This is a genomic window from Mesorhizobium sp. 131-2-1 (assembly GCF_016756535.1).
In the GTDB taxonomy this organism is placed as follows: Bacteria; Pseudomonadota; Alphaproteobacteria; order Rhizobiales; family Rhizobiaceae; genus Mesorhizobium.
The window spans coordinates 191,987-206,491 of the sequence record NZ_AP023248.1 but is presented as its reverse complement, the minus strand read 5'-3'; the positions used below and the strand labels follow the sequence as shown (position 1 = coordinate 206,491).

Sequence of the window (14,505 nt, the reverse complement as noted above, 5' to 3'; positions counted from 1 at the left end):
TCCCTCCTATGCGTTACTGATGCCGGGTGTGTTCTTTTGCTGAGTTCGGTGATTCAAGGCGCCAGACAGAACCTGGTCGCGCCTTGAAGCATGGGGTTGCCACGGCGCCCAACCATGACGTGGCGCGCGCCGCGATAACGCTTTCTCATGGAGTCATGCGATGTACTTATTTGCTGTCGCGCCCTTGCCAAATTACCGTTTTGCACCGGCCAAGGCTCACTCAGACGAAGTCGAGGCCGTGTTTCCAACCAATGGGAGTGGCGGAAATGAGACATCGCTTAACAAGTCGCGTGCTGACCTTATCACTGGTGGCGCTTGCCCCGCTTTGTTCGAATGCAGCGCGAGCGCAAGACACGCTTTCGGTCATGAGTTTCGGTGGCGCTTACCAGGAAGCGCAACGCAAGGCAGTGTTCGAAACCTATGCCGCCGAGACCGGGGCCAAGATCGATGAGCAGGAATATGGCGGCGAGATCGCCAAGATCAAGGCGATGATCGAATCCGGCAATACCACCATAGATGTCGTCGATGTCGATGCGCCGACACTGCTGCAAGGGTGCGACGAAGGTATCTTCGAAAAGATCGACTGGGCGAAAATCGGACCCCAGGACGATTGGATCAAGGGCACGACCTCGGAATGCGGCGTCGGTACGATCGTCTATGCGACGATCCTTGCTTACGACGGCGCCAAGCTGGCGGACGGTCCGAAGACGATCAAGGATTTGTTCGACAACAAGAAGTTCCCGGGAAAGCGCGGCCTCTGGAAAAACCCTGCAACCAACCTGGAATTCGCGTTGCTCGCCGATGGCGTAGCGCCTGACCAGGTCTACGAAACGCTGTCGACCCCGGCGGGCGTCGATCGTGCCTTCGCCAAGCTCGACACGATCAAGGACAGCATTGTGTGGTGGGAAGCCGGCGCCCAGGCACCGCAGTTGCTCGCTTCGGGTGAGGTGACTATGACGACCGCGTGGAACGGTCGCATCTACAACGCCAACAAGGAAGGCAAGGATTTCCGGATCGTCTGGGACAACCAGATCCTCGATTCCAATTACTGGGTAATCCCCAAGGGTGCTAAGAATGCTGACGGATCGCTTGCCTTTATTAAGTACGCCGTTGAGCCTAAAGTTCTGGCGGGCATCACCAAATACATTCCTTATGGACCGGTGCGGAAATCGGCGGCCGAGTTCGTGGCACCCGAGGATGCCAAGAATCTGCCGACCAGTCCACAGAATCTGACGGTTTCCTTAACCCTCAACAATGGTTTCTGGGCTGACAACGGAGACGAAATACGCAAGCGGTTCACGACCTGGCTTTCGCAGTAGCGCGCGGGCTTGCGGAGGAGCGCATCGATGAATTTTTCCCAGCGAATGTCACTTGCGACGGACAACCCAGTCGATGCCCTCGTTCGATTCGAGGACGTGAAAAAATCCTACGACGGCGTCAACTTCGTCGTGAAAGACCTCAACCTCGACGTCTTTCGCGGCGAGTTCCTGACCATGCTGGGTCCTTCAGGCTCGGGTAAGACCACGACGTTGATGATGCTGGGCGGTTTCGAACAGCCGACGCTCGGCCATATCCTGCTCGACGGCAAGCCTGTCGAGCGGTTGCCTCCCGAGAAACGCAACATCGGCTTTGTGTTCCAAAACTATGCCCTGTTTCCACACATGACGGTGGCGGAGAATGTTGCGTTTCCGCTGCGCTATCGCGGCATTGCCGGCGCCGCCGCCAAGGAAAAGGTTCGCCAGGCGCTCGGCCGCGTCAGTCTCGAAGCGCTGGGCGATCGTCGCCCGGCGCAGCTTTCCGGCGGCCAGCAGCAGCGCGTCGCTTTGGCTCGCGCCTTGGTATTCGAGCCTTCATTAGTGCTCATGGACGAGCCGCTCGGCGCGCTCGACAAACAGTTGCGCGAACGCATGCAGATCGAGATCAAGCAACTCCAGACCACGCTCGGCATCACCATGGTCTACGTTACTCACGACCAGTCCGAAGCGTTGACGATGTCGGACCGCATCGCCGTCTTCCACGATGGGCGTATCCAGCAGCTTGCGGATCCGAAAACACTGTACGACGAGCCGTCCAATCGCTTCGTCGCCTCATTTATCGGCGAGAACAACACACTGCCGTGCACCTTGCTCGGACGGGAAGGAGGCGTGACCGTCGTGCGTATGGCCGACGGCACGACGTTGAAGGCCGCCGGCGCTATTGTGTCCGGCACGGGCGCAGAAGACATGAGTGTATCCGTACGGCCGGAGAACATTTCGCTGGCCGGCGAGGGTGTCCGTGCCGGTCTTAACCGTTTCACGGGCAAGGCGCGCGACGTCTTCTTCCTCGGCGACCATATGCGGCTGTCGGTCGAGGCGTTTGGCGGCCAACTCATCACCGCGCGCATCCCGGCGCGGCAGGCGCGGCACTTCGCATTGGGCACGGATGTCGCCCTCGAATGCGGCATTTCCGAATGCCGTCTGCTGGAGGTGTGAGCCATGACAGTAGCAGAGATAGACCGCGTCAACATCTTTATGGCCGTACGTCGGGCCGAGAAACCCGCCAGGCGCGCTGCGCTTTCGCTAGCTCTGCCGCTGATCGTCTTCCTGGTGGTCGCCTTTGTCGCTCCAATCCTTTACCTGCTGGTCACGGCGGTAGGCAATCCGGAGACAAATGAGGTGCTGCCTCGCACATTGGGCGCTCTCGAAAGCTGGGATGGTGTTTCGACGCCGGACGAGCCGGTCTACGCCGCGCTCGCCGCTGATCTCAAGGTCGCAAAGGCCAACAGCACGGCTGCCTTGCTGGGCAAGCGTCTCAACTACGAGATTTCCGGCATGCGCAGCCGCGTGCTAGCGGCAGCGCGGATGGTCGAAAAACTCGATACAGGCCTGTATAGGGAAAAGTTCCTCGAGATGAACAGGGATTGGGGCTCTCCAGAGACCTGGGCGATCATTAAGCGCAATGGTGCTTCTTTCACGCCTTACTATCTGCTGACCGCGCTCGACCTCAAGCAGACACCGAACGGTTCGATCGAACGTGTCCAGGGCGATCAGGCGATTTTCCTCGACGTATTGGGGCGCACGCTGTTCGTAGCCGGGTTGGTGACGCTGTTTACCTTGATCCTAGGCTATCCCGTCGCCTACGTGCTGACAATCGCTCCCAAGGCAATCGCCGGCATCATGATTCTGATGGTGCTTCTGCCGCTATGGACATCGCTGCTCGTTCGCACCACGGCATGGGTGGTGCTTCTGCAGTCAGATGGGATCATCAACGACGTGCTGATGACCTTGCATCTGACAGGCGAGAGGCTTCAACTCATCTTCACGCGCGTCGGAACGGTCATCGCGATGACGCACATTCAGTTGCCCTTTACTATCCTCCCAATTTATAGCGTCATGCGCTCGATTCCGACCACACAGCTCAGAGCGGCTCGCTCGCTCGGGGCTCCGCCGTCCTCCGCCTTCTGGCGCATCTACGCGCCGCAGACGCTGCCTGGCGTCGTCGCCGGATGCCTGATGACTTTCATACTATCGCTTGGCTACTACATCACGCCGGCGCTTGTCGGTGGGCCACGCGACCAGATGGTGTCCAACTTCATTTCAGTTTACATCAACCGCGATCTCAACTGGGGTTTGGCCGCCGCCCTCGGTGTGGTCTTGCTTGTCGTGACGCTTGCCATCTACCTGTTGTTCCTGCGCCTCGTCGGCGCGGACAAGATCAAGCTGGGGTGACGCCATGTGGCTGCCTTCTTACGCGACGCTGTCCGATCGCCTGATGCGCACGCTGGTGGTGGCGTTCGCCTTGGCGGTGCTCATGTTCTTGATTGCACCGCTGTTCATTATAGTGCCGCTGTCCTTCTCCAAGGACCCATTCTTCACCTTGCCCGTGCGGGAATATTCCCTGCGCTGGTATGCGGATTTCTTTGGCAATGCGCGCTGGATGAACGCCATCTTCAACAGCGCCGTTGCAGCGGTGATGACTACGATCTTGGCCACGACGCTCGGCACGTTGGCGGCCCTCGGCATCTCGCGTCCCGATTTCCCTGCGCGGCGGCTGATCATGGCATTGCTGATCTCGCCGATGATCGTGCCGATCGTCATTGTGGCTGTCGGCAGCTATCTCTTCTTCGGCCAGTTCGGCCTGACGAACACGCGTACCGGCCTCATCCTGGCGCATACTGCTCTGGCGACGCCTTTCGTGGTCATCACGGTGACAGCGACACTTTCCACCTATGATACAAATCTGACGCGGGCGGCATTGAGCCTCGGCGCCTCGCCATCGTCGGCGTTCTTTCGCGTAACGTTGCCAAGCATCATGCCGGGTGTGGTGTCCGGCGCGATCTTCGCCTTTGCGACATCGTTCGACGAGGTGGTCGTTGCGCTGTTTATGACGGCGGCCGAGCAGCGCACCCTTCCGGTGCAGATGTTTTCCGGCATTCGCGACCAGATCAATCCTACCATCATGGCAGCCGCGACGCTGTTGCTTGCGCTGTCCATCACCCTGTTCGCGATGCTGGCCCTGCTGACCCGACGTCGCCTGAAGTAGTCGACCCGGCCGCCGCTTTGGCGGCTGGAATTTGAATGCCGTTCTCAGTCAGCCTTGCTAGCGCTTTCGCCGGCGACGAACATATCGGCGAATCGAGCGGCAAAACTCTGCGCCACACTGGACCGCTTGCGGTCCGGACTGACATAGATGCCGACTACGACATCTGCGAGACGGGGCAGATGGCTCGAAGGTTCGATGATCTTGAGCTTTGCCGGAATGATCCGGCGCGCCAGCACCGTAATGCCGAAGTCGGCGCCGACCGCCGCCTCAAGTCCCGCGAGGCTCGGGCTTGTGTAGACGATCTCGAAATTGCGACCGTCGCGCTGCAGCGCGGTCAGCATGTTGCGGCGGTAGAGGCATCCCTCGGGATAACAGACGATGCGCAGTTCCCCTTGTCGTGCAACATACCCCGGCAGATCTGGGGATTGTTCTCCGGAGACCCATGCCAGCGTCTCTTTCCAGGTCATGAACGCGCCTTCGGAAGGCCCGTCAGGCGTCATTGCCACGACAATGTCGAAGAGGCCGTTGCGCAGGCCCTGCAGCAGATTGTGCGACAGATCACAGACGACGTCGAAGGTGAGGTCGCCGCCGTCGCGCGCCAGACTTGCCATCAGTTTGGGCAGGAAATGATCGGCGTAGTCGTTAGGGATGCCGAGTCGCAGCCGGCCCTTGTTGTCGCGCTTTGAGAGCTTCAACATCATGTCGTCGTTGAGGGCCAGGATCTGGCGAGCATAGCCGGCGACGAGCTCACCTTGTTCGGTGATCTGTGCACCGCCTTCTTTGGCGAAGAGCGAGACGCCGAGCAGCTCTTGAAGCCGCTTCATCTGCAGGCTGATCGCCGGTTGGGTGCGGCCGAGCTTTTCTCCGGCCCGTGTATAGCCGCGCAGGTCAATGACTGTGACGAAGGCGCGGAGAAGGTCGGTCGGGATGCTGCGCATGGTCGGCTCCACCTTTACCGATTAGATCACGCCGCTCCAAACAAACGCAAGCGGGCCTTCCTTTCCAGGAAGGCCCGCTTGAATTCGCGTCGGTCGGCGGTCATGCCTTGACGATGTTATGCTCCGCGCCGAACGGAAACTTGGTGATGTTTTCGGCGCCGTCTCCGGTCATCACGAGAATGTCGTGTTCGCGGTAGCCGCCCGCACCCGGCAGCCCTTCAGGGATGGTCAGCATCGGTTCCATGGAGACGACCATTCCTGGTTGGAGCACGGTGTTGATGTCTTCGCGCAGTTCGACGCCGGCTTCGCGGCCATAGTAGTGCGACAGCACTCCGAAGGAGTGGCCGTAACCAAACGAACGATAGCCGAGCAGATTGTGACTGCGGTAGATTTCGTTCAGTTCCGTCGCGACATCGCCGCAGCGCGCGCCGGGTTTCAGAAGTTCCAGCCCGCGACGGTGGACGTCGCAGTTGATCTCCCAGATACGGAGGTGCTCATCGCTGGCATGGTCGAGGAACAGCGTGCGCTCGAGCGCGGTGTAGTAGCCCGAAATCATCGGGAAGCAATTGAGCGAGAGGATGTCGCCCTTCTGAACCTTGCGCGAGGTCACCGGGTTGTGGGCGCCGTCGGTGTTGATTCCCGACTGGAACCAGACCCAGGTGTCCATCAGTTCGGCATGCGGAAAGGTCTTGGCGATGTGCCGGACCATGGACTGCGTGCCGGCCAGTGCGACTTCATACTCGGGAACGTTCTCGCGGATCGCGTTACGAATGGCTTCGCCGCCGATATCGGCGGTGTGTGCGCCTTCCTTGATCAGGACAATTTCCTCGGCCGATTTGATCGTGCGCAGCCACATGGTCGGCGCGCCGACGTCGACGAACTCGACGTTCGAAAAGGCGTCTTGCAAGAGTTTCCTGAACTCGAGGTTGACGTGATCGAACTCGATGCCGATACGCTTAACGCCCGGCAGCGTCTGCTGCAGGGCGTAGAAGTAATTGTCGCGCTGCCAATCGGTGTAGGTAATGTTGTCGCCGAAGGTTCGGCGCCATGGCTGGCCGGCATCGATGCCGGCCGAAACCGACACCGCCTTCTCCGGGGTGACCACGAAAGCATAGCGGCGACCGAAATAGCAGAACAGGAAGTCCGAGAAATAGCAGATATTGTGGTAGGATGTCAGCACCGCCGCGTCGAGCTTCAGCTCGGCCAGAATGTTGCGTAGCCCGTCCTGACGGCGCTTCATCTCGGCGGCGCTGAAGGTCGCGACAGCCTTCTCGCCATTATGCATCTTCTGCAGACGTAGTAATTCGTTGGGCATGCCCTTGGCGTAGACGTTCATTCTTTCCTCCGCATCCAAATCGGGTTTCAGGTTGGAAGCGGACTATAAAAATTCGGCTCTCCCGCTGGAAATGAGAAGTCGATATCGGAGGATAAGGGTTCCTAATCGGTCGCGGTCGCGACAACATGCTTCGACGATCTGCATAATTTTTCGAAATATAGCCATCAGGTGAATAAATTTTCCTGATATGCCCGCCGATCGTAGCTTCCTGCAATCAACCTAGCGGGGAACAGCGCGATGACCGACGACATGTTGCACGTGATGGCGTGGCACAATGGCGAAAAGGAGTATTCGCCCTTCTCGGACGTCGAGATGAACCGTCGCCAGACCGACATTCGCCGCTGGATGGCGGAGAACAAGGTGGATGCAACACTCTTCACTTCCTATCATTGCATCAATTATTACTCCGGCTGGCTCTACTGTTACTTCGGTCGCAAATACGGTATGGTCATCGACCACAACAAAGCGACGACGATTTCCGCCGGTATCGACGGCGGTCAGCCTTATCGCCGCAGCTTTGGCGACAACGTCACCTACACTGACTGGCGCCGCGACAATTTCTATCGCGCGGTGCGCCAACTCACCGCCAGTTCAAAGCGCATCGGGATCGAGTTCGACCATGTGAACCTCGATTTCCGCCGTCAACTCGAGCAGGCGCTCCCAGGCGTTGAGTTCGTCGATGTCGCCCAGCCATCCATGTGGATGCGCTCGATCAAGTCTCTGGAGGAGCAAAAACTGATCCGCGAGGGGGCACTCGTCTGCGATATCGGCGGCGCCGCCTGCGTGGCTGCCGTTAAGGCCGGCGCGCCTGAGCACGAGGTGGCTATTGCAACGACCAACGCGATGATCCGGGAGATCGCGAAATCATACCCCTATGTCGAACTAATGGATAGCTGGACGTGGTTCCAGTCCGGCATCAATACCGATGGCGCCCACAACCCGGTGACCAACCGCCGCGTCCAGTCCGGCGACATCCTTTCGCTCAACACCTTCCCGATGATCTTCGGCTATTACACCGCGCTCGAACGCACACTGTTCTGTGACCATGTCGACGATGCCAGCCTCGACATCTGGCAGAAGAACGTCGCTGTCCATCGCCGTGGTCTCGAACTTATCAAGCCCGGCGCCCGCTGCAAGGATATCGCGATTGAGCTCAACGAGATGTACCGGGAGTGGGATCTGCTGAAATACCGCTCCTTCGGCTACGGCCATTCCTTCGGGGTGCTGTGTCATTACTATGGTCGCGAAGCGGGCATCGAACTTCGCGAGGACATAGACACAGTGCTGGAGCCCGGCATGGTTGTGTCCATGGAGCCGATGGTGATGATGCCGCAAGGCATGCCGGGTGCGGGCGGCTATCGCGAGCACGATATCCTGATCGTGAAGCAGGAAAGCGCGGAAAACATCACCAGCTTCCCCTTCGGCCCGGACCACAATATCGTCAGGAACTGACGGACGTGTTCCACATCCCCCACGATTGGCATCGGGGCGAGCCTGGCCAGACAAACCCGCCCGACCCTTATTCGGTGTCGCCGGTTTATGGTCTCGCCCACGAGTTCTTCATTTTCCTGAAGACGCTGCTCACATCCGACTCCCTCGTGAAGCGCGGCGACGAGCCCTCGTGCGACGAAAATGCCGGACAGGCGCCACCGAATTGGCCCTTCCCATATTGATGGTGCCCGGGCCGGGTCGCCCGGACGGCCTGCGCGCCCTGCCTTAAAACGAATCGGAGCTTCCGGTTTGGATCGCAGGTTCTGAAACCTGATATCCGTCGAATTCCGCAGGTCAGGCAGGTCAGGCAGGAAAGCTTCAGCGCGGAAACTCGACCCGCAGGGCTTTGACTATGCCCGTCACGCAGACATCAAGCAAGATGTCGCCTTTGGCTTTCGAGGCTTCCTTGGGTGAGGACAATGTACCGCTCACCGGTGTCCATTCAGGCCTGGGCGGGTACACATCATAGGGCGGAAAGCTCGCCGGTTCATGATCGACGGCGCGCTCGAGATGAACGAAGTTCGGAAAGAGCGCCAGCATCAGCGATGTTTCGAGCACGCCGCCGTGTTCCAGATCCCAGCCGGTGAACCCGTTTGGATAGAGCCGCGCGATCGTCGGCTTGTCGACGAAATCCCAATAAGACAGCACCACGATCTTCATGTCGCTAATGCCACCCCAGCGCAGTTCGCGCAGTGCCAGATCTATGCCTTCGACGATGAACCACGAGTTCTCGAAGTGGCCATTCATCAAGCAGATATTGCGCACGCCGTGGCGGGCGAATTCTTTGATGACATCGCGGAGTGCTGCGACCAGTGTCGCGCCGTCCAGACTGGTCGTGCCCGGCAGGTGATTGCCGCCCCCCGACTTCTGATGCGACTTGTAGCCGTAGGTGAAAGGGGGCGCCACAAGCGCGCCGATCTCGCCAGCGACGCGGCGGGAGAATTCGACGGGCAAGAGCACGTCGACATGCATGGGCATGTGGTGGCCATGCTGCTCCATCGACCCGATCGGCAGCAGGATGGGCACGGAGCCGTCCCCGACCTTCGCGTCGTACTCCGGCCAAGGCAGTTCGGCGGCAAAAACACTTGTATCCGGCATGTTGTCCTCCCAACTTCGGCTGTTGGGACTGATGATTAGTGGTGATAATCGTGATATGAAAAATTTATATTCATGATCCACGTATGAGAAATCGAAATCCATGCGCAACATCGTCAATTTTCAGACCGATCTGCTGCGGACCTTTGTTTCGGTCATCGATCTTGGCGCCTACACCAAGGCCGGAGATGCGCTGGGGCGCACGCAGCCGGCCATATCGCTGCAGATACGCCGGCTCGAGGAACTGGTCGGCGCGCCGGTCATCAAACAGGTCGGACGCACGCTCACTCTGACCAGCGAAGGGGAGATGCTGCTGAGCTACGCCCGCGAGATGCTGCGGCTCAACGATCAGGCTGCTTCCTATTTCAATCGGTCGAAGATAGCCGGCGTGCTCCGGATCGGCCTGCCGAACGACTATGCGGTCGCCTTCCTGCAAGGCGTGATTACTGAATATACCAGCCAGCATCCGGGCATTTCGCTGGAAATCCACTGCGGCTGGAGCGCCGACATTCTCGATCGCCTGCGCGCCGACGAACTCGATCTGGCGGTGGCGATGGTCAACAATGAGCGCTCCCAATATCTGTCGCGTTCATGGATCGAGCGGCCGATCTGGGCTGCGGCCGAAGCCGCCCGTTTTGACTTGGGAACCGGGGTGCCGCTGGCGGCGCACCCTGAAGGGTGCGCCTATCGGGCGCGGATGATCCAATCTCTGGATGCCGCACAAATCCGCTGGCGGGTCGCCTATACCGGCTCCGGCATCGCTGGGCTGCAGAATGCTGTGGTGAACGGCCTCGGCGTCAGCGCGCTCACCCGTTACACGATGCTACCAGGCATGCGCGTCCTGGACGACGGCGACGGGTTTCCAGCGCTCGCTGAAATCCGGGTCGGCTTGTTCTACAAGCATCCCCGTCTGTCAGATGCCGGAATCAGACTGGTCAATCACATCGTCGCGCGGCTCGATGAAGCCGGTGTCTCCGGCGACCCGGTACGGCGGCCGATCGAGCTAGATCGTCAATAAGGGGTGTAAATGCATTTATTATGAGAATTAATTTTCCAAATGGCTGACCCCTTCGTAGGCTTGCCGGAACTACAAGCCAAGGGGAACAACCATGACAATCAAAAAAAGCTTGTCCAACGGCAGCACGCGCCGCGACTTTCTAAAGGGTGCAACCATTCTGGGTGGCGGCGTTCTGGCAATGCCATTTGTAAGCCGGCTAGCTTTCGCCGAGCCGGTCGAACTCACTATGCTCGCTTGGTATGGCCATGCCGAGCCCGACGTGGTCGCCGAGTTCGAAGCCGCCAACAACGTCAAGTTCAAGCCGAAATACTATACTGGCGGCGACAACATGCTCGGTCTGATCGCGCAATCGCCTCCGGGAACCTTCGATGTCATCCTGTCCGATGCCGAGTATGTGCAGCAGCTCAACGCGGCCGGCTACATCGAGAAGCTCGATCCCGCCGACTACCCGTTCGATGAATTCTTCCCCGAATTCCAGCATTTTCCAGGGCACTGGCAGGGCAACGACCTCTATTCGGTCATCACCCGTTTCGGGTTCCTCGGTGTGGCCTATAACACCGAGGCGATCACCGAGAAGGAAGCCTCGACCTACAATGTCTACTGGGCCGACAAGCTCAAGGGCAAGGTCGGCCATTTCGATTGGCATCTGCCCAATCTCGGCCAGATGAGTCTGCTCAACGGCAACGCCTCGCCCTATGACATTAACGATGCGGCCTGGAGCAAGGTGCAGGAAAAAACGAAATCGCTGCGTCCGCAGATCGGCGGCTTCTTCGACTATGGCGGCACCTTCTCGTCGCTTCAAAATGGCCAGATGCTGGCCATGGCGGGCATCGGCGACTGGATCACCGGGGCGCTGGAAAAGGGCGGCGCCACGGTGCGCACCGTCATTCCGGAAGAGGGTGGCTTGCAGTTCACCGAATCCTTCTCGATCGGCAAAGGCTCGCAGAAGGCCGATCTGGCGAAGAAATGGATCCAGTACATCACCTCGGCCAAGGGCCAGGTGAAGTCGGCCAACATGGTGGCCTATCCCTGCCTCATCCCGAACAAGAAGGGCTGGGAACTCCTGGCCACTGAAACGCCGGCTGAGGCCAAGCGCCAAGGCATGCTGCTCAACCAAAGCAATGTGATGGACATGATTCGCAACGGGCGCATCAAATACCGTCAGTTGCCGGTTCAGCAGAGCCTTGAAGATTGGAACGACTTCTGGTCCGAATACAAGGGATCGTAACGGTCATAAACCGCTGGGCGGGCATCTAGGCCGTCCGGCATTTCCTAAAAAATCGTCGTGCGTCGTGCAGACGGATGAGCCGTGCTTCAACGGGCAGGACCTGCATCGATGCGGAAATCGATTACCCTCTATGGACTGACATTCTCGCTGCCGATGTTGATCTGGCAAGTGATGTTCTTCCTGGCGCCGCTGGTCTTCCTGATCGCGCTGAGCTTCTGGACGGTCCGGAATTTCCGGATGGAGCCGGATTTCAATCCGGACAACTGGGTCAGGATGCTTGGCCGCGGCGTCTTCTGGGACGCTTATTTCCGCACGCTTATCCTGTCAACGGCGGCCTCGGTCATCACCAGTGTGCTCGCCTTTCCCTGCGCCTACGGCATCGCCTTCAAGCTGTCGGAAACGGCGCGGCGCTGGGCCGTGTTCCTGATGGTCATCCCGTTCTTCACCAGCTATCTGGTGCGCGTCTATTCGTGGCAAATTTTCCTGTCCGACAACGGCATCATCAATGCGCTGCTGGCAAAGGCGGGCATCGGGCCATTCGGCATGCTGAATTCGGTCTTCGGAACGATGATCGGCTACCTGACGCTGAGCTTTCCGCTGGTCGTGCTGCTGCAATTGTTCAGCCTGATGTTCGTCGACCGCACGCTGCTCGAAGCAGCACACAATCTCCGTTGCGGGCGCCTGCGCACGGTGTTCGAGGTGGTGGTGCCGGCGGCCAAGGTCGGGCTGGTGATCGCGGCGCTGTTCTGCTTCATCCTCACCTTCGGCGATTTCGTCAGCCCGCTCTATCTCGGCGGCGGCGACCCGCCGACGTTGTCCATCCTTATCACCGACACAACCAAGTCGGGCCAGCAATGGCCTCGCGCAGCGGTGATCGCCCTAACCATGATTGCGACCTTGCTGGCGGTGGCGTTCGCGGCAGTAACCTACGCCTACAGGGAGCGCGGGCGATGAGTGACTTCAACCGCAATCCGCTAATCGACTGGGCGCTGAAGCTCTATATCTTGCTGGCCTTCGCCTTTATCTTCGCGCCGATCGCCGCGAGCTTCGTCTTCTCCTTGAACGTCGACCGTTTTCCGTCCTTGCCGCTAGGCGGTTTCTCGACCGTCTGGTACGAGGCGGTCTATGCCGATCCTCTTGTCTGGGAGGGGTTGCGCAACACCCTGGTCGTCGGCGCCGTCGTATCGGTCGTCGCCACGGCGCTCGGCTTTGGCGCCGCCTACACCGACTTTCGCTACAAATTCTTCGGCAAGCCGTTCTACCTGGCGCTGGCGCTATTGCCGCCAACCATTCCGGTCGTCATCCTCGGCCTAGCAATGCTCGCATTCTTGTCCAATGTCAGCCTGTCCGGACAGGTCCATTCGGTGATCATCGCCCATGTGGTAATGTGCGCTCCCTTCGCCATGGCGATCTGCCGGCTGCGCCTGTCGCAGATGGATCCATCGCTGGAAGCCGCAGCCTGGAACCTTGGCGCGTCGGAATGGATGGCGATGCGGCATGTCATCGTGCCGTTCTGCCGGCCTGCCCTCTTCGCGGCGCTGTTTATCACAATGGCGGTGTCGTTCGACGAATTCGCAGTATCGTGGTTCGTATCCGGACTGCACGAAACGCTGCCAGTGAAAGTGCTCGGCTTCCTGCAGGGGCAGGTCAGCCCGCGTATCAACGTTATCGGCACCTTCGTATTTCTTGCCTCGATGACATTAGTGATCCTCGCTCAGATTCTTCTGATGAAACGTAGCGCCGTGCCGAAAGCAGGCGGCAGCGCGCCGGAGTTGGTGCCATGACCGATCAAGCCCTTGTCGTCTTCGACGGCGTCGTCAAACGCTTCGGCAGTTTCAACGCCGTCGAACGCATGGACCTCGAAATCCGAAAGGGTGAGTTTCTCGCCATCATGGGATCGAGCGGCTGCGGCAAGACGACAACGCTGCGCATGCTGGCCGGCCTCGAAGCGCCGACCGAAGGCGAGATCCGCCTTGCGGGCAAGCGCATCAACGACTTGCCGACCTGGCGGCGCGACACACCGATGGTGTGGCAGAGCCTGGCATTGTTCCCGTTCCTGACGGTGCGCGAGAATGTAGAGTTCAGCTTGCGCATGCGGGGCGTCGAAAAGGCCGAGCGCAGGAAACGCGTCGACAAGTGGCTCGAGCGCATGCAGATCACCGAATTCGCCGATCGCAACGTGGCCCATCTTTCCGGCGGCCAGCGCCAGCGCGTGGCTCTGGCCCGTTCGCTGGTGACCGAGCCCGAAATCCTCTTGCTCGACGAGCCACTGTCGGCGCTCGACGCGCATCTTAAGGTGCGCATGCAGACCGTGTTGTCCAATCTCCAAAAAGAGCTCGGCATTACCTTCGTCTATGTCACGCATAGCCAGTCGGAAGCCTTTTCGATGGCCGACCGCGTCGTCATCATGAGCCGTGGCCGCATTGAGCAGATCGGCAACCCACAGGAGATTTATCGTGCGCCTCGAACGCGGTTCGTCGCAGAATTTCTAGGTTCATCCAATGTCTTCGCCGGCAAGGTTTCAGCGGCGAACGGCGACGCGATCAGGATCGCCACGCCTTCAGGGGAATTCGACGTGGCCCGCAATCCCGCCAAGGCGCTGGTCAAGGGCGACAAGGCGACCTTCGTCGTGTCCGGCGACCGCGTGCAACTGACCAACGAGAAGCCTGCCGGCGGCGTCAACGGCATGCAGGCCTCGGTGGTCGGCGAGGAGTTTGTCGGCGCCACCGCCGTCATTCACCTCGAGGGCGCCGACGGGCTGGAACTCAAGGCGCAGAAGAGCCACGACGAACTGGAGCGGCTGAATTTGACGCCGGGCGCCAAGATCTGGATGTCCTGGCGCGCCGAGTCGAGCCATATCTTGCCGGGCGACTAGGCG

At 59.6% G+C, this 14,505-nt stretch carries 13 protein-coding genes; 10 read left to right on the top strand and 3 right to left on the bottom strand.

Going from position 1 to position 14,505, the window contains the following annotated elements; all coding sequences use genetic code 11:
• Positions 1–266: 266 nt before the first annotated feature.
• From JG743_RS33705 to JG743_RS33690, 4 genes are read left to right on the top strand one after another with little or no spacing between them, the layout of a single operon-like run.
• A complete protein-coding gene (locus JG743_RS33705; protein WP_199200909.1) occupies positions 267–1,319 on the top strand; it encodes an ABC transporter substrate-binding protein in 1,053 nt (350 codons plus the stop codon).
• A 45-nt stretch (positions 1,320–1,364) separates the two neighbouring features.
• Positions 1,365–2,471 carry an ABC transporter ATP-binding protein gene (locus tag JG743_RS33700; protein ID WP_199200908.1) on the top strand — a complete coding sequence of 369 codons (1,107 nt, stop codon included), beginning with the start codon at positions 1,365–1,367 and terminating at the stop codon, positions 2,469–2,471.
• Between the two features lie 3 nt (positions 2,472–2,474).
• Positions 2,475–3,707 (top strand): ABC transporter permease, encoded by a 1,233-nt coding sequence (locus tag JG743_RS33695; protein WP_199200907.1) that lies wholly within the window; start codon positions 2,475–2,477, stop codon positions 3,705–3,707.
• A 4-nt stretch (positions 3,708–3,711) separates the two neighbouring features.
• Positions 3,712–4,521, top strand: a complete 810-nt coding sequence (locus JG743_RS33690; protein WP_199200906.1) for an ABC transporter permease — start codon at positions 3,712–3,714, stop codon at positions 4,519–4,521.
• Positions 4,522–4,565: 44 nt separating this feature from the next.
• Here the strand turns inward: JG743_RS33690 and JG743_RS33685 are convergent, their stop codons facing one another.
• Both JG743_RS33685 and JG743_RS33680 read right to left on the bottom strand, forming a co-directional pair.
• On the bottom strand, positions 4,566–5,459 hold the full coding sequence (locus JG743_RS33685; RefSeq protein ID WP_199200905.1) for a LysR substrate-binding domain-containing protein: 894 nt from the start codon (positions 5,457–5,459) through the stop codon (positions 4,566–4,568).
• Between the two features lie 100 nt (positions 5,460–5,559).
• Positions 5,560–6,774 (bottom strand): M24 family metallopeptidase, encoded by a 1,215-nt coding sequence (locus tag JG743_RS33680; RefSeq protein WP_199201113.1) that lies wholly within the window; start codon positions 6,772–6,774, stop codon positions 5,560–5,562.
• 258 nt (positions 6,775–7,032) lie between these two features.
• Here JG743_RS33680 and JG743_RS33675 point away from each other — a divergent pair, with 258 nt between their 5' ends.
• On the top strand, positions 7,033–8,247 hold the full coding sequence (locus JG743_RS33675) for a M24 family metallopeptidase (RefSeq protein WP_199200904.1): 1,215 nt from the start codon (positions 7,033–7,035) through the stop codon (positions 8,245–8,247).
• A 357-nt stretch (positions 8,248–8,604) separates the two neighbouring features.
• Here JG743_RS33675 and JG743_RS33670 read toward each other — a convergent pair whose 3' ends face one another.
• Positions 8,605–9,384, bottom strand: coding sequence for a creatininase (locus tag JG743_RS33670; protein WP_199201112.1), 780 nt, complete (start codon positions 9,382–9,384; stop codon positions 8,605–8,607).
• Positions 9,385–9,484: 100 nt separating this feature from the next.
• On the opposite strand from JG743_RS33670, the gene JG743_RS33665 reads away from it, so the two are divergent.
• The 5 genes from JG743_RS33665 (at position 9,485) to JG743_RS33645 (ending at position 14,502) form a co-directional block, all read left to right on the top strand.
• Complete coding sequence (locus JG743_RS33665) at positions 9,485–10,399, top strand: LysR substrate-binding domain-containing protein (RefSeq protein WP_199200903.1); 915 nt, start codon at positions 9,485–9,487, stop codon at positions 10,397–10,399.
• A gap of 91 nt (positions 10,400–10,490) precedes the next feature.
• Positions 10,491–11,627 (top strand): extracellular solute-binding protein, encoded by a 1,137-nt coding sequence (locus JG743_RS33660; RefSeq protein ID WP_199200902.1) that lies wholly within the window; start codon positions 10,491–10,493, stop codon positions 11,625–11,627.
• Between the two features lie 108 nt (positions 11,628–11,735).
• The gene (locus tag JG743_RS33655) at positions 11,736–12,581 is read left to right on the top strand and encodes an ABC transporter permease (RefSeq protein ID WP_199200901.1); all 846 of its coding nucleotides are present in this window, start codon (positions 11,736–11,738) and stop codon (positions 12,579–12,581) included.
• Positions 12,578–13,411: an ABC transporter permease gene (locus JG743_RS33650; RefSeq protein WP_199200900.1), complete on the top strand. Its 834-nt coding sequence runs from the start codon at positions 12,578–12,580 to the stop codon at positions 13,409–13,411. The genes JG743_RS33655 and JG743_RS33650 overlap by 4 nt, the downstream gene beginning before the upstream one ends.
• Positions 13,408–14,502, top strand: a complete 1,095-nt coding sequence (locus JG743_RS33645; protein WP_199200899.1) for an ABC transporter ATP-binding protein — start codon at positions 13,408–13,410, stop codon at positions 14,500–14,502. Before JG743_RS33650 ends, JG743_RS33645 begins: the two co-directional genes overlap by 4 nt.
• Positions 14,503–14,505 lie beyond the last annotated feature (3 nt).

Coding starts and splice junctions, on each gene's coding strand:
- JG743_RS33700 (WP_199200908.1), top strand. CDS start 1,365: ATGTCACTTGCGACGGACAACCCAGTCGATGCCCTCGTTCGATTCGAG.
- JG743_RS33675 (WP_199200904.1), top strand. CDS start 7,033: ATGACCGACGACATGTTGCACGTGATGGCGTGGCACAATGGCGAAAAG.
- JG743_RS33650 (WP_199200900.1), top strand. CDS start 12,578: ATGAGTGACTTCAACCGCAATCCGCTAATCGACTGGGCGCTGAAGCTC.
- JG743_RS33680 (WP_199201113.1), bottom strand. CDS start 6,774: ATGCCCAACGAATTACTACGTCTGCAGAAGATGCATAATGGCGAGAAG.
- JG743_RS33665 (WP_199200903.1), top strand. CDS start 9,485: ATGCGCAACATCGTCAATTTTCAGACCGATCTGCTGCGGACCTTTGTT.
- JG743_RS33695 (WP_199200907.1), top strand. CDS start 2,475: ATGACAGTAGCAGAGATAGACCGCGTCAACATCTTTATGGCCGTACGT.
- JG743_RS33705 (WP_199200909.1), top strand. CDS start 267: ATGAGACATCGCTTAACAAGTCGCGTGCTGACCTTATCACTGGTGGCG.
- JG743_RS33660 (WP_199200902.1), top strand. CDS start 10,491: ATGACAATCAAAAAAAGCTTGTCCAACGGCAGCACGCGCCGCGACTTT.
- JG743_RS33690 (WP_199200906.1), top strand. CDS start 3,712: ATGTGGCTGCCTTCTTACGCGACGCTGTCCGATCGCCTGATGCGCACG.
- JG743_RS33655 (WP_199200901.1), top strand. CDS start 11,736: ATGCGGAAATCGATTACCCTCTATGGACTGACATTCTCGCTGCCGATG.
- JG743_RS33685 (WP_199200905.1), bottom strand. CDS start 5,459: ATGCGCAGCATCCCGACCGACCTTCTCCGCGCCTTCGTCACAGTCATT.
- JG743_RS33670 (WP_199201112.1), bottom strand. CDS start 9,384: ATGCCGGATACAAGTGTTTTTGCCGCCGAACTGCCTTGGCCGGAGTAC.
- JG743_RS33645 (WP_199200899.1), top strand. CDS start 13,408: ATGACCGATCAAGCCCTTGTCGTCTTCGACGGCGTCGTCAAACGCTTC.